Below are 14,214 nucleotides of genomic sequence, written 5' to 3'. Positions count from 1 at the left end.
TTATTTCTCTCCAGAAAAGTGGCTAATACAACGTCGAGCATTGGCTTCCATTTGCACTAAACCATAGGCCATAGTATCAAGCTGCTGCGTTGTAAGTTCTGCATAAAGTTGTGTTTTAACCTCAGCCATAATATCTCTGAGCGCATCTAATAATAGTAATCCTTGCTCAGTAAAATAGATTTTACGACTACGTTTATCATCGCTATCAATGCGACGAACAATAATCGCTTGTTGCTCTAACTGTTTAATTGTTCGCGTTAGCGAAGGCATTTCAATCCCCAAACTGCTAGCCAGTTCTTGTTGTGTAACACCTTGTTTTAAATGATGGATATGGATCATCGCAGTCCAACGAGATTGTGTTAACCCTAAAGGCTCAACAGCGAGAGTAACGGCATTGCGACAGAGTCGGAAAACGCGCCCCATGCTACCGCATAAACTTAAATCTAAAGTTTCATGAAAAGGAGGTGATGAAATCATAATAGTACCTAGTTACTTAGCATGCTAACTAGTTTAACATTACTTAGCATGCTAAGTAAATATTGAAACGCTCTAAAAAAATAATGGCAAAGAGGGCTTTAAAAACGATTTAATATCACTGTGTTGAGCAAATTAGCGAATAATCCAATGGGGGAGGAATTGTGAACCAAGTAACATTATAAGGAGGCTATTTTATTAATTTTTTCATCGTTACCTCTTCTTAAGGCTGAACGGCTAATAACTGAGTTATTTCTTGCTCATATTGCGCTTTTTTACTGTTCTTAAAGCCAATATGGCGATATTTTATTTTGCCATCACGGCCATACACATAACTACTTGGCATACCGAGTAAATCGAATTGTTTGCCTATTAGTGCATCAGGATCATAAATAATGGGAAAATCAGCAGGAGTGTGTGCTAAAAAATCAACCGCATCTTGATGCTCAACATCTAAGTTAACTGCCAACACCGTAAAGCCTTGCGATTGGTATTTTGTTTGCATTTCATTAAGCCAAGGAAAAGACTTACGACAAGGTGTACACCACGAAGCCCAAAAATCTAAAAATACCACTTGGCCTTTAAGCTCTGCTAACTTATCGGTTAGTTGTTGCTGACTGGAGATAACTGGCACAACGGTTTCTTTACTTAACACTGGCGCACTCGCCATAGCAGTAAAAAGTGCCGTCACAAGCATAAACCGTGATACAGACCGAGAAATAATCACCACTTTTTAAGCCCCTAAAAATACCTAGAAAAATAATTAGTTTAACAATAGCAGGCAATTCTTAAGAAATACTTAAGACAAGCCTAACTATAACTTTCGCTCAAAGCACACTATCTATCAGTGCAGCAGCAGGAACCTTAAACTAATCTATGAGGGAAGACTCGATTAGAAATTTAATCGGGTATTAACTTAAAAAGGGGGAATTAGCAGTTAGCTTTGATGGCCAGCAAGCTGGCCTAAGTGTAGTAACAAATGGCCGTAAACTTTAGAAATTGAGTAAGTTTGCGGGTGAGTACTGATCAGTGAGTACTTTTGTATCGCTAGGCCAGTCTTTATTATCTTTGGTCGAAATCATCCCTTCGCTCACCGCTTTGATATCAACGCGATAGGGGGCTAATAACGGGGTTAGCTTTTCTATTCGCTGTGCTAGCTGCACAGGACTTGGAAATTTATTAAAGCCAGCTAAAATAATTCGATTACTATTTTTCTCAGTGCTCACATTAATAAAGTCACCAAATACCGCTTCATAAGTGGCAGATTCATGCTCATAAAGTTTGCTTGATGAAAAGGTATTTGCCGCTACTACGCCACCATCAGCCAGTACACTTTTCACTTCCGCAAAAAACTCTTTAGTAAGTAAATGCTCAGGGATGTAATCACCATTAAATGCATCAAGAATAATCCAGTCATACTTGGCTTGTTGGATTGCTGCGCGTTTAATAAAAATACGCCCATCTTGTACTTTCGAAGTAACTTTATCGTTCTCTTTAAAAGCAAAATAATCACGCGCCACTTTTATAACTGCGGGATCAATTTCAACATTTTCAATCATTGCGTCAGGATATAGCTCGCTGATCACATTTGATAAGGTGCCGCCGCCAAGCCCGATAATGAGTACATTTTTTGGATTGTCTATCAGTAGTAAACTAGCAAAAGTGAGTTTGGTATAATTAAACACTAGCTTTTGTGGGTTGCTTTTATATATGCAACTTTGACTGCTTTTACGGGCTTTTTCGTCAAACTTTAAACAGCGTAAATCGCCGGTCTCTTCAACTAAAATATTACGATAAAGCGACCGCTCTTGATGGATCACCTTAGCTTGGCTGCTAAACCCAATTAACAGTAAGCTCACGAGCAAATACTTAAACATTGTGTTTCTCCTTGTTAGCTAATTGATTTACGCCAATTGCCAATAAACCTAATAGCCCTAATGTCGTCGAGAAACCCAAAATAATGGTATTCACATCAAACGCTAGCACCATGTAAAACGAGGTAATAATAGTCCCTAAGGCACTGCCTAAGGTGCTGACAAAATACAAGCCGCCAGCGACTTGGCCACTGTGCTCGCTATCGGTCACTAATAAACGCACAGAGTAAGGCGAAATCATGCCTAAAATAATAGTAGGGACAAAAAACAACGCTGTAGAGGCCAATAACGAGCCATAACGGCTGTCTTCTATGTGAGAAAAAATATACGCCATAATTGGCTGGGCAAATAATGCAATGGGCAGCACCATAATACTGGCAACTAAAAATATTAAACCGTATTTGGTTAACGAAGGCTGGCGAATTGAAAGCTTTCCTCCCAATAAATAGCCAAACGATAAGCTGAGCATAAACACAGTAATAATACTGCCCCAAATATGCACACTACTACCAAAAAAAGGCGCTAAAATTCGCCCGCCAAGTAGTTCTATTCCCATAATACTAAAGCCGCTACTAAAGGCTAAAAAATAAATTAAAGCATTGGTTTTTAAAGTCATGTAATTATCATTTTGTAACTTATTTGAAGCACTATACTAACGTGATGTAAACATAGCCGCCAGTGTAATAATTAATCGAGTCAACATAACTCAAAGCTACTTTTATAAACCAAGACAGTCTCACTTTAGTTATGGGGCAACATAAAGTCAGCCATCAGAGAATAGGGATTAATTTCACTAGCCTGCAAAAGTATTAATGCGCAAATATGATGCATATTATTTAGTAACTGTTAACCCCCTTTACAGCCTTTATTAACTTTAAAATCACGACTCTTCTATATCATCTAGGCAAAGGCTCAATGAATAAGTAAAAAAGCAGTAAGGTTAAAACGCTGCACTTATGCGCAGCGTTGATTACCTTTTAAAACTGATAACTTACGCGGGCAGAAAAGTTACGCCCGGGCTGAGTATATTGGCTAAAATCAGCCCCCTGAGATTGCCCTGCAATCAGTTCAAAGGGTACATATTTTTTATCTAGCAGGTTAATTACGCCCACATTTAGCTGCCATGTTTGCCATTCATAACTTGCGTATAAATCCACAATACCGTAACCATATCCTTGCGTTGTTTTATCACCACTTGCATCTCGCACTACATCAGACTGTGATTTAGCAAAGCGCCATGCTGCGGTCCAATCAATATCGCCAAGTGCTGTTGTTAACTGTATTGAACCGTTAAATGGACTGATACTGGTTAACGGCTCGTCTGTTTCTTTGTTTTCGCCTTCAACATATGCAACATTTGCCTCAACTAAAACATTATCGCTTACATGCATCAACAAGCTCGCTTCAACTCCGCTGATCTGTGTTTCACTAATATTTTGGTATTGGTAAAAAGTTTTATTTACATTCGGTATGAACGTTGGCTCAACACCTGCAATTGCAACATCAATAAAGTCATCATAAGCGGCGTAAAATGCGCTTAAAGTAACGTTGATATCATTACCAGAAAAGCGCATGCCAAGCTCATATGAGTCGCTGCTTTCGGGTGCTAAATCTGCGTTTGGTAATATTTGATAAAATGGTTCAACACCATGGCTTTGATACGCTTGATCATGCGGGGGAATTTTAAAACCACGTACATATTGCCCATACCAAGATAAATTATCATTAACTTGATAAATCATCCCAAGTTTTGGTGAAAACGCAGATTCGGTAATGTCATCAAGCTCAGCATCGCTATAAAGCTCATCATCTTTAGCTGCTAATGAATAATAATCAAAGCGTACACCTGCAATCAAAGACCACGCGCTATTTGCAAATTTAATATTGTCTTGCATAAAAACGCCCACTAAAGAGGTATCAGCGCCAGGAAAAGCTTTTTGTTTTTGATCTGTAAAATCGACTGTTCCATCAGCCAATAAGCGTGTTTTATAACGTGGACGTGTTGTATCGTATATATCTACGTCAGCACCATAAACAAAGTTGTGGGTCGCATCTTGTAAGGTTATTTTTTTATTAAATACAGCCCTTAACCCTAAAATATCTTGTTCAAAGCCATAGTTGTTGTAATCGGTATGCGCTGCTGTAGCACTAATTTGATCACTTTGCTGCTCATAACGACTAAACGATACTTGCCAATGCCATTGATCAAACGCTGCTGTGGCCGCTTTTGAGTCGTAATCCAGTGCTAGCGACCAATTAGTATTTTCGTCTTTAGTTTCTTGGCTCGCTTTGGTGATTACTTGTTCAGTAGTTTGATTAAAATAATCTAAGGTGTATTTTAACGTGCGCTTTTCATCAAGTTGCTGCTCTAGTTTAACCAATAACGAATCTGATTTAGCATCATAACCAGGTAGGTTTTCAGTAAAGTTTTGTACTTCTTCGTTATCTCGGTGGCTATAAACGGCACTAACACCTAAATCTCCCAAATTTTTAGCCGCAGTAATATCTACCGACATTTGATTACTCTGACCTTGATATCCAAGCGCCACTTGAGCAAAACTATTTTCGTTTAATAAATAATCGCTCGGATCTTTAGTGGTGATAAACACAATACCACCCAGTGCATCTGAACCATACAATGAAGACGCGGCTCCCTTGGCGACTTCAACTTGCTTTATCCCAGCGACATCAAAATAGCTACGACCAACCAAATAGCCATCTCCGCCAGCATAACCATCGTTAGTTCGACGGCCATCTTTAATAAACACCACGCGGTTACCACCGACTCCTCTAATTGAAAGCGTTTGAGCCGCAGAACCACTGCCCGTGCTTGATATACTGGGGTCATAACGAAACATTGTTTGTAAATCAACAGCCAATTTACGTTCTATGTCTTGCCCTGTAATCACAGTTACAGAGCCTGTTACGTCTTCAAGTTTTTGTTCAAACCGAGAACCGCTGACAACAATATGCTCACCAATTATCTCCTCGGCAATGGCAGAGCCCGAACCAAGTAGTAACGTTGCTAAAGCAGTAAGTTGAAAAGAAGGAAAATTCACATTAACTCCAAATGATAATTGTTGTTATTTAGTAGGAAAGGGATGTTACAACTAACTAAAAACAAGATCAATTATTTATGATAATCATTTTCATTTGCATTTAGTTGAGTATAATAATCGAAAATAATAATTGGAGTTTTTTATGAGATACCTTTTTATATTGATTTTATTGACTGTTCACCCCCTAAGCGCGCAGGAGCGTATAGTGAGTGCTGGCGGTACATTAACTGAAATTATTTTTGCCTTAGATAAGCAAAATACCCTTGTCGCGGTGGATCAATCGAGCCTATATCCAAAACAAGCGACACAGCTCGATCAAATTGGTTATTACCGTGATTTAGCCGCAGAAGGTGTACTTTCGGTGCGCCCAACTAAACTCTTAGCACTTGAAGGAGCAGGACGAGCACAAGCGCTTGCACAAATAGAAGCCACTGGTGTAGAGCTTATCCACTATAAAAAACCCAACTCAATTAATGACTTACTAAATCTTGTTAAACGCCTTGGTAAAGACTTAAATGCGAACGACAAAGCCCAAGTGCTCGTAGCCCAAATAAAAAATTCATTGCCTCCAAAAGCGAGCAACGAAACACACAGCGCTTTATTTTTACTCTCAGCTAATGAGCGCGGGCTTGTTGCTGCGGGCACTGACACGGTTGCTGACTTATTACTTGATTATGCTGGAGTCACTAATTTAGGCGCTACGCACAAAGGTTTTAAAGTAATAAATAACGAAGTACTTGCCGTAAAACAGCCCGATTTTTTAATCGCACCAGCTCATGTTGTTTATAGCCTTGGCGGTAAAGAGGCTTTTTGTAATCAACCAACACTGCGCTTATTAACAGCTGCAAAGCAGTGCCGATTATTGGTGATGGATAGCCTGCTATCACTGGGAATGTCGCCGCGCATAGCCACGGGTATTAAAGAATTAAGCGACTATAAAGCGACCTTATGAACACATTAACTTTGAGCCGTTTTAAGCCTGTTTCTATAACTGCAAACCAAAAGTGGATGCTGCTAATTACTGTGTGTATTTTTGCTCTAGCACTACTGAGCATCGGATATGGCCCCGCAGGCTGGGATTGGCGTTTAGCCATCGCATGGATTGCCCCAGAGTATTTTAATCAATTTGATGCGCTGCAAATCAATGTGGTCACGCAAATACGTCTACCTCGATTTGTACTAGCTGTATTGGTTGGCTTAGTGCTTGCCCAAACTGGCGCTGCAACGCAAGCTTTGTGTCGTAATCCTTTGGCTGATCCATCAATTATTGGTATTAGCACAGGCGCAGCCATGGTCGCGGTCGCCTTTATAGCATTTAGCGCCCAGTTTAATTTTAATGCTCAATACTATTTACCTTATGCCGCATTTTTAGGGGCATTGTTAGTGACCTCTTTAGTGTATTTAATTGCTAAGCAGCATAGGCAGGTCAATATAACCACACTAATTTTAGTGGGGGTTGCGATCAATTCTTTATCCTTTGCTGTTATTGGCTTATTAAGCTATTTCGCTGACGATAGTGCGCTTAGATTAATTAACTACTGGACGATGGGCTCATTAGGTGGTGCCAATTGGGATGCCATAACTCAAGCAACACCATTATTGCTACTGAGTATTCTTGGTCTGTGGCGACTCAAAGAACCGATGAACTTACTATTGATTGGCGAGTCTCAAGCACAGTATTTAGGTGTCAACACAGACAAGCTTAAACTGTATGTAATTATACTCGTGGCATTAGGTGTTGGTGCCGTTGTAGCACTTACTGGCTTGATAGGTTTTGTTGGCTTAGTTGTGCCACACATTGCCCGTTTAATGGTTGGCCCGCATTTACGTAAAATGTTACCGCTGTGCATGTTATTAGGCGTTGTTGTGCTGCTGCTTTCTGACTGGTTAGCACGTTTAGTTGTTATGCCTGCAGAGTTACCCATTGGTATTATTACCGCGCTACTTGGCGCACCTTTGTTTATTTATCTGATCATTAAAACTAAGCGAGGGTAATGATGATTACTTTTAATAACCTAACTGTTGGTTTTGGCAATCACAGTGTTTTAAAAAACATAAGTGGGCACATTGCAAAAGCTCAACTAGTAGCACTGATAGGCGAAAATGGCGCAGGAAAATCAACACTGCTGCATGCTTTAGCCGGGCATTATGACTTTAAAGGCGAAGTACGGTTTAATAATTATCCTCTGAGTACATTGTCTCAAGCACACTTAGCCACTCAACGAGCAGTAATGATGCAAAGCAATCTTGTTGGCTTTGATTTTAGTGTATTTGAGCTCATTGCAATGGGACGCTACCCCTATGCCGAGTCTCTTAAAATGCAAGCTGAAAAAGTCCACAAGTATGCCGCACTCATGGACTTAACCCAGTACTTATCCCGCCGTGTCAGTAAGCTTTCAGGCGGTGAGCAACAGCGCGTTCATATGGCGCGTACTTTGGCTCAATTAGATGCTTTTTCTACTCATACCAAGCCTAAATTGATGCTGCTTGATGAACCTACATCAGCACTAGATATGCGCCATCAACATGCTCTATTGAGTTGTGTTAAAGCATTTGTAGAGCAGGGCAACAGTGCCATTATAGCCATTCACGATTTAAATTTGGCCAGCCTTTACGCAACCGACGCTATTTTATTACACGATCAAAAAATACTCGATAGCGGGCCAATAAACACAGTACTTACAGAATCTAATTTACAACAAATGTACGCCATGAAACTGCATGTTAATTCTCATCCATATAACAATGCACCCATGGTTTTTTCTCAACGTCAGGAGTTTTCATGAGAGAGCAAGCATTAAGCGATGCACAAAAGCTGGTTTTTAAAACCCATGCTGGTGTTATGTCGACTATTTCTTACAACTTAAGAGGTTATCCGTTTGGTTCGGTAACCCCTTATATGTGTGATGAGCAAGGCCGCATCTACTTTTTTATTAGCGATATAGCCCAACACACTAAAAACTTAAAGCACGATTCTCGAATGAGCTTAACTATTTTTGATGCCGCTGACCGTGGCGACCAAAACGAGCATGGCCGAGTCACATTGGTGGGCGATGGTTGTGAAGTTGCAGGCCCTCAGGCCGAAATACTGCTTAACAAATACATAGCGTTATACCCAGAAGCTGACAGTTATCGGAACGCCCACGACTTTAAATTATGGCAATTAGATGTTGTGCGAGTTCGCTTTATTGGCGGCTTTGGGAAAATATTTTGGCTTGAAAAAGATGAGTGGCAAAGCGCTGCTAAAAGCTGGGACGAAGATCAAGAACAAAGCATGATCACCCACATGAATGAAGATCATCAAAATGCAATGGCGCTAATATTAGCTCAGCATTATTGCGTATCAGATAATGCACCGGTTATGAGTGGCATACTGCCACAGGGGTTTTATATTCAAAGCCAACAACGTAATTATTTTATTAGCTTTGAAAACGTGTGCGAGACACCACAAGCAGTGCGAAAAGCGCTTGTTGCCTTAACCACAAATGCTCGCAATAGCATAGAAGAGCCAGCATAAGAAAACAAATGAATCACATGTGTGGTTATAACGCTTAGCACTACTAACCCAGTAGTGCATTTTCGGTATCAGAGGCCGCAGTAACTAAGCTGCGGCTGTTACAATTTAACACTGATGCCAATTAATTTAGTATGCACCTGCGCTGTAAATAAGCTCATAACTGTGGCTGTAAATCTCGAGAATGTTACCAAACGGGTCTTCCATGTAGATCATGCGATACGGTTTTTCACCTGGATAGTAGTAACGGGGTGCTTCCATACGCTTTTTACCGCCAGCTTCAACAATACGCTCAGCAAGGCCTTCTACATCTGGATCTTGAACACAAAAATGAAATATACCGGTTTTCCAGTATTCAAAGTTGTCAGCTGGGTTTTCTTGATTTTTAAACTCAAAAATTTCTACACCAATACGATCACCTGTTGAAAGGTGCGCTATTTTAAATTTTTCCCATTGTTCACCAAATACTTCAGTACACATTTCGCCTATTGGGCTTTTGTCTTCGGTAATTAAAGTCGGCTCCATAATGGTGTACCAACCCATTACTTTGGTGTAAAACTCAACGGCTTTTTCAACATCGGGGACCGAAATTCCAATGTGCGAAAAACTACGTGGATAGGTATGACTCATAATAATGCTCCTGTTTAACTATGCTTAGTTGATGGAGTTAGTTTACGAACCGACCTGTATTAAGTAAAATTATCATTAATCATCATTTTGAGTACGTTTTATAATGATAAATCCTACATGGTTACATACCTTTTGCACCTTAGTGGAAGTAAATCACTTTACCCAAACTGCAGAACGCCTTTATATGACCCAGTCAGGCGTAAGCCAACACATTAAAAAGTTAGAGCAGCAGGTTAATTGCGCATTGCTTGAACGCCATGGCAAGCAGTTTACCCTTACCGCACAAGGGCAAGGCTTATATCAAAAAGGAAGTCAGTTACTAAAAGAGTGGCAGTTTTTAGAGCAACAACTGCATGACGACTCACCCTACAGTGGCAATATAAAGATTCAATCACCAGGCAGTTGCGGGCTTAAGTTTTATAATCAATTACTTGATTTACAAGGGCAACATAAAGCACTCACTATTGATTATCGCTTTGCCCCAAACGAAAGCGTGGAACAGGCCGTTGCTAATCACAATGCTGATATTGGTTTTTTAACTCAAGCCCCAACACTCAGCGAGGTTACCAGCCATAAAATCGGCCAAGATGCACTATTATTAATTACACCAATCGATTACCAAACTCCAAGCTGGCAAAACTTATGCGAACTTGGCTTCATTGCTCACCCTGATGCAAAGCATCATGCGCAATTATTATTAAGCGAAAACTACGCGGAATTTGAACACCTTGAGCAAATAAAGCGCTCTGGTTTTTCAAACCAAATTAATTTAATTCTTGAACCTGTCAGCCTTGGTCTAGGTTTTACTGTGCTACCAGCACATGCTGTGAGTGCATTTAGTAAACCACAGTTGATTAACGTCCATCCATTACAGCACCCGATCAGCGAATCTATTTATGTGTGTTATCACCGTAATCGGCCTTTGGCAAAACGAATGAGTAAAGTGATCGAGGTGATCAAAGCTGGGCTGTAACTGTTTTCAAAAAAGTGAAGTCGTTGCAACAAAAGGTTTAATCACCAACAAAAAATAAACCTTTTTTATAGCGTATTTATTAAATACTTCATGCTTTTTCTGTTAAGTTAATACTGAGTATTAATGCTAAAGGATAGTCTCAATGGAAGTAAAACAGCTAGCAAGTAAGACCTTAACCGGCTTAAAAGTAAGAACATGCAATGCCAATGAAATGAATACTGGCACAGCAAAGATAGCTGAGCTTTGGCAAAAATTTGGCGAAAAATATACCTCAAAACTCACAAAAGACAGTAAAGTCTTTGGTGTTTACACTAACTACGAGAGCGATGTGACCGGTGATTTTGATGTCATTGCCTGTAGCGATGAGCAATCAATTAACCTTCGTGATTCAGTAACAGTTACAACGCACGCAGGGAGTTATTTAGTCTTTAGTGGCGAAGGCGAAATGCCCGACGCTATAATTGATTTATGGGGTGAAATTTGGCAATACTTTAGCTCAGATGATTGTCGTTACACTCGTACTTATACCAGCGACTATGAATATTATAAAACCGCAACTGAAGTAGAAATAGCGATCGCAATTGCTGAATAAATAAGGAGTCTGTCGCTGTTCAAATGAGCGCTGAGTTCCTTTTTTTCGTGGGGGGGAGTGTGGGATTTCGCACTTCCCCAATTAAAAATAAGTCTACACTCCATACCTAGATCACTTTAACAAAGCGAATGCAGAGACGGTAAGCATGGCTACGACTGTTCTTATTTAATCAATATATGTTCACAAAATTAACTTGGCTTTAAAAAGAAAAGTAAATAAAGCTTGTTATATGGTTTAAGTTACTGTTATCCTGCTCTGCATCGGGTTGATAGAAAGCCCTGTTTATTTGTAAGTACCACGTTGTTATTAGTAATAATCCTTCGCGCTATCCTCAGTTAAATGCTTGTTTTCTTCCTGTTAAATTGCCTACATTAAGGCGAACTTTTATAAATTCTTAGGATTCTATTATGTCTACTACAACAACTGGTTCAGTAAAATGGTTTAACGAAGCTAAAGGTTTTGGTTTTATTGAACAAGAGTCAGGCCCTGACGTTTTTGCTCATTTCAGCGCAATCTCAAGCGATGGCTTTAAGACTCTAGCTGAAGGCCAACGTGTACAGTTTACTGTTACTCAAGGTCAAAAAGGCCCGCAAGCTGAAAATATCGTTTGCATCTAATTTTTAATTAATGGGTTAGTGATAACCCGTTAATGCACTATAAGTTTGAAAGAAATTCTGTTTATTTGTACGTACCACGTTGTTATTAGTAATAATTCATCGCGTTATCCTCAGTTAAATACTTGTTTTTTCAGCTAAACCGCCTGATTTTAGGCACACTTTTATTAATATCTAGGATATCTATTATGTCTACTACTACAACTGGTACAGTTAAATTTTTCAACGAAGCTAAAGGTTTTGGTTTTATCGAGCAAGAGTCAGGTCCTGACGTTTTCGCTCATTTCAGCGCTATCAGCGGTGACGGCTTCAAAACTCTAGCTGAAGGCCAACGTGTACAGTTTACTGTTACTCAAGGTCAAAAAGGCCCACAAGCTGAAAACATCGTTTGTATCTAAACGATTGTTTTAGTTAATACGTTTTAACGTATTAAAAGCCCACTGATATTAATTTATCAGTGGGCTTTTTAATGTCTGCGCTATTTTGCATAAAGCCAATCTAAACCTTGGATCAGCGTGGTTGGAAATGCCGTCGCATGTTTTGCGCCATCTATTATAGAAAACTGCAATTGCACCTGCTGATCATTACTTTGCCGTATTTTGTCAGCAAGCTTGTTCGCTCCCGTTACCATATCTTGCCCTTCGCCAAATACAGGTGTCTCTTTACTACCTACCGATAAGTAAACCCTAACGTTTTGCTTAGCTTTAGTAATCGGCTGAGATAGTATGCTCTCATTATCAAACCACACCGACGGGCTACCGATAATGTAACTTTCAAACATATTAGGCTGAGTAAAAAGCACATAAGCGGCAAATAAACCGCCAAGAGAATTTCCCACTAAAGTACGTTGCTTTGGCTTTATTCGGTAGTTAGCTTTCATATGTTCAAACACCACATCAGCTATAAAATCGATATGTTGCGCGGCTTTACCGGTCTCTAACTGCCAATCTTTGGCTTTACTTGGGGTGAAATCACGTATTCGGCTTGATGAGCCTTTAGATCCTTGCGAATAACCAATGGCAACGAGTATTGCTTCATCCATTTTACCGCTGTTCATAGGAAAACGTGTCGCTCCCGATGCCACTTGAAACGCATACGAGCCATCGAGCAAGTAAACAACAGGGTATGTTTTATCCTTATTTCGACTGTAGCTTCGCGGGAGCTTTATAAATACTGGATAGCTCAGCTTGCTTTGCTGATCGATAAGTTTAACCACCGAGCTTCTGGGTATTTCAAATGCCTGTTCGGCCGCGCTACTAAAAGTGATAAGTAGCATCGCAGCTAATAATAAATATTTCACTATAATCCTTGTTTAGTTAAAAGCGTTAAAACAAAATTAAAAGTCTTCACGCCCTTGGAGCTCAGTAAAATCACTCATAATCCATTTTTGATAGCCAGCTCTGGTTTTTAGTAACTCAAACCACTGAGTCACTCGCTCCGGCAATGTTATTGCTAACCCCTGAGATGTTAGGCGATGTAAAATGGCTCCCACACAAATATCAGCCAGGGTCATTTTACCACCGGCAAGATAGGGGGCATGGCTTAGCTGCTGTTCAATTATCTGTAAGCATTGCTCGCACTCTTGTATGTCCCGTGTGATTTGCTCCATACAACGGTTGTTTTGCCTTTTACGGTAATAGCCCCAAAATGTGGCCATAAAAGCGGGTTGAAAAATCACCTGAGACCAATCCATCCAGCGCTCATATAACGAACGCTGATAGGGCGATGCATAATACCAGTCTGTAGTGCCATAACTTGCCGCCAAATAGCGTAGTACACTGTGCGACTCCCAAACAACATTATCGCCATCAACCAGTACCGGTACTTTTTGCAGCGGGTTCAAGGCTGAAAAGTCATCGCTTTGCAGGCCACAGAAACGACCACCCACTTCAATATGTTGGTAACTCACGCCCAGCTCATCCAGAAACCAGAGTACTTTTTGCACGTTAAACGAGGTTGTTCTTCCATAAACTTTCATTGTACTTCCTATTATTGATAATCAACCAAACTGAGATTTTCTTTTTTACACACGTTAATAATCGACTCTCGCTTAGCTAAGCGACGTAAATACTTGTTGAGGTACTCAAAAGAAAGCGGTGGCTGTTTTAGTTCATCCGCCCATATCGCAAGCATAAACAAGTAAAAGTCGCAGATGCTAAGTTGCTCACCAACTAAGAATGTTTGATTTTCCAGCTGGGCATCCAGTAAAGCAAATCTATTTGCGGAATAAGCATCTTAGCAGGATGTGCTTCAGCAAGATGAATACAGATAGCGGCACTTTCAAAAACGACTTGTTGAGCGTCCAATAATGTAGGTATTCGCCCAGCGGGGTTCAAGGATAAATAACTGGCTGCTTTATGAGCCTCGTTTTTTCTATCCACTAAAATTAATTCAAAATCGGTTTGCAGTTCTTCAAGAATAAAGTGCGGCGCCATACTGGCGTTGAGCGGGTAATAAAATAGTTTGTACACTAATTGCTTCCTT

The 14,214-nt window shown here is 40.1% G+C and carries 18 protein-coding genes; 8 read left to right on the top strand and 10 right to left on the bottom strand.

Annotated features, from left to right (window positions below; all coding sequences use genetic code 11):
• The 5 genes from H5200_RS06005 to H5200_RS05985 form a co-directional block, all read right to left on the bottom strand.
• Entirely contained in the window at positions 1 to 477 is a 477-nt protein-coding gene (locus H5200_RS06005) for a MarR family winged helix-turn-helix transcriptional regulator (RefSeq protein ID WP_182761147.1), read from the bottom strand.
• Positions 478 to 697: 220 nt separating this feature from the next.
• The gene (locus H5200_RS06000; protein ID WP_182732002.1) at positions 698 to 1,171 is read right to left on the bottom strand and encodes a TlpA disulfide reductase family protein; all 474 of its coding nucleotides are present in this window, start codon (positions 1,169 to 1,171) and stop codon (positions 698 to 700) included.
• Positions 1,172 to 1,466: 295 nt separating this feature from the next.
• Positions 1,467 to 2,351 carry a spermidine synthase gene (locus tag H5200_RS05995; protein ID WP_182761146.1) on the bottom strand — a complete coding sequence of 295 codons (885 nt, stop codon included), beginning with the start codon at positions 2,349 to 2,351 and terminating at the stop codon, positions 1,467 to 1,469.
• Positions 2,344 to 2,964, bottom strand: coding sequence for a fused MFS/spermidine synthase (locus H5200_RS05990; RefSeq protein WP_182761145.1), 621 nt, complete (start codon positions 2,962 to 2,964; stop codon positions 2,344 to 2,346). The genes H5200_RS05995 and H5200_RS05990 overlap by 8 nt, the downstream gene beginning before the upstream one ends.
• Before the next feature lie 361 nt (positions 2,965 to 3,325).
• Positions 3,326 to 5,407, bottom strand: coding sequence for a TonB-dependent hemoglobin/transferrin/lactoferrin family receptor (locus tag H5200_RS05985; protein ID WP_182761144.1), 2,082 nt, complete (start codon positions 5,405 to 5,407; stop codon positions 3,326 to 3,328).
• A 142-nt stretch (positions 5,408 to 5,549) separates the two neighbouring features.
• On the opposite strand from H5200_RS05985, the gene H5200_RS05980 reads away from it, so the two are divergent.
• The 4 genes from H5200_RS05980 to H5200_RS05965 are packed head-to-tail and all read left to right on the top strand — an operon-like array spanning position 5,550 to position 8,924.
• A complete protein-coding gene (locus tag H5200_RS05980; protein WP_182717316.1) occupies positions 5,550 to 6,359 on the top strand; it encodes a hemin ABC transporter substrate-binding protein in 810 nt (269 codons plus the stop codon).
• Entirely contained in the window at positions 6,356 to 7,402 is a 1,047-nt protein-coding gene (locus tag H5200_RS05975; RefSeq protein ID WP_182761143.1) for an iron ABC transporter permease, read from the top strand. The genes H5200_RS05980 and H5200_RS05975 overlap by 4 nt, the downstream gene beginning before the upstream one ends.
• A complete protein-coding gene (locus H5200_RS05970; protein WP_259399178.1) occupies positions 7,402 to 8,193 on the top strand; it encodes a heme ABC transporter ATP-binding protein in 792 nt (263 codons plus the stop codon). Before H5200_RS05975 ends, H5200_RS05970 begins: the two co-directional genes overlap by 1 nt.
• On the top strand, positions 8,190 to 8,924 hold the full coding sequence (locus tag H5200_RS05965) for a HugZ family protein (protein ID WP_182717315.1): 735 nt from the start codon (positions 8,190 to 8,192) through the stop codon (positions 8,922 to 8,924). The genes H5200_RS05970 and H5200_RS05965 overlap by 4 nt, the downstream gene beginning before the upstream one ends.
• Before the next feature lie 126 nt (positions 8,925 to 9,050).
• Here H5200_RS05965 and H5200_RS05960 read toward each other — a convergent pair whose 3' ends face one another.
• Positions 9,051 to 9,551 carry a lactoylglutathione lyase family protein gene (locus tag H5200_RS05960; RefSeq protein WP_149980329.1) on the bottom strand — a complete coding sequence of 167 codons (501 nt, stop codon included), beginning with the start codon at positions 9,549 to 9,551 and terminating at the stop codon, positions 9,051 to 9,053.
• A gap of 103 nt (positions 9,552 to 9,654) precedes the next feature.
• Here H5200_RS05960 and H5200_RS05955 point away from each other — a divergent pair, with 103 nt between their 5' ends.
• The 4 genes from H5200_RS05955 (at position 9,655) to H5200_RS05940 (ending at position 12,128) form a co-directional block, all read left to right on the top strand.
• Positions 9,655 to 10,524, top strand: a complete 870-nt coding sequence (locus tag H5200_RS05955; protein ID WP_182717314.1) for a LysR family transcriptional regulator — start codon at positions 9,655 to 9,657, stop codon at positions 10,522 to 10,524.
• Between the two features lie 142 nt (positions 10,525 to 10,666).
• On the top strand, positions 10,667 to 11,116 hold the full coding sequence (locus tag H5200_RS05950; protein ID WP_145238947.1) for a GyrI-like domain-containing protein: 450 nt from the start codon (positions 10,667 to 10,669) through the stop codon (positions 11,114 to 11,116).
• 407 nt (positions 11,117 to 11,523) lie between these two features.
• Entirely contained in the window at positions 11,524 to 11,733 is a 210-nt protein-coding gene (locus H5200_RS05945; RefSeq protein WP_149980327.1) for a cold-shock protein, read from the top strand.
• A gap of 185 nt (positions 11,734 to 11,918) precedes the next feature.
• Positions 11,919 to 12,128 carry a cold-shock protein gene (locus H5200_RS05940; protein ID WP_016706518.1) on the top strand — a complete coding sequence of 70 codons (210 nt, stop codon included), beginning with the start codon at positions 11,919 to 11,921 and terminating at the stop codon, positions 12,126 to 12,128.
• A gap of 80 nt (positions 12,129 to 12,208) precedes the next feature.
• Here the strand turns inward: H5200_RS05940 and H5200_RS05935 are convergent, their stop codons facing one another.
• Genes H5200_RS05935 through H5200_RS24335 form a run of 4 tightly spaced genes read right to left on the bottom strand, consistent with a single transcriptional unit; the run spans position 12,209 to position 14,201 of the window.
• Complete coding sequence (locus tag H5200_RS05935; protein WP_310737042.1) at positions 12,209 to 13,030, bottom strand: alpha/beta hydrolase-fold protein; 822 nt, start codon at positions 13,028 to 13,030, stop codon at positions 12,209 to 12,211.
• A 36-nt stretch (positions 13,031 to 13,066) separates the two neighbouring features.
• A complete protein-coding gene (locus H5200_RS05930; protein WP_182761142.1) occupies positions 13,067 to 13,708 on the bottom strand; it encodes a glutathione S-transferase family protein in 642 nt (213 codons plus the stop codon).
• Between the two features lie 11 nt (positions 13,709 to 13,719).
• Positions 13,720 to 13,923, bottom strand: a complete 204-nt coding sequence (locus H5200_RS24340) for a glutathione binding-like protein (protein WP_259399406.1) — start codon at positions 13,921 to 13,923, stop codon at positions 13,720 to 13,722.
• The gene (locus tag H5200_RS24335; RefSeq protein ID WP_310737041.1) at positions 13,902 to 14,201 is read right to left on the bottom strand and encodes a glutathione S-transferase N-terminal domain-containing protein; all 300 of its coding nucleotides are present in this window, start codon (positions 14,199 to 14,201) and stop codon (positions 13,902 to 13,904) included. The genes H5200_RS24340 and H5200_RS24335 overlap by 22 nt, the downstream gene beginning before the upstream one ends.
• Positions 14,202 to 14,214: the final 13 nt, after the last annotated feature.

Origin of the sequence: Pseudoalteromonas sp. SG43-7, from assembly GCF_014164295.1 — a bacterium.
Classification (GTDB): domain Bacteria; phylum Pseudomonadota; class Gammaproteobacteria; order Enterobacterales; family Alteromonadaceae; genus Pseudoalteromonas; species Pseudoalteromonas rhizosphaerae.
Note: the sequence above shows the minus strand (reverse complement) of the source record. Positions and strands in the feature narration are given on the sequence as shown.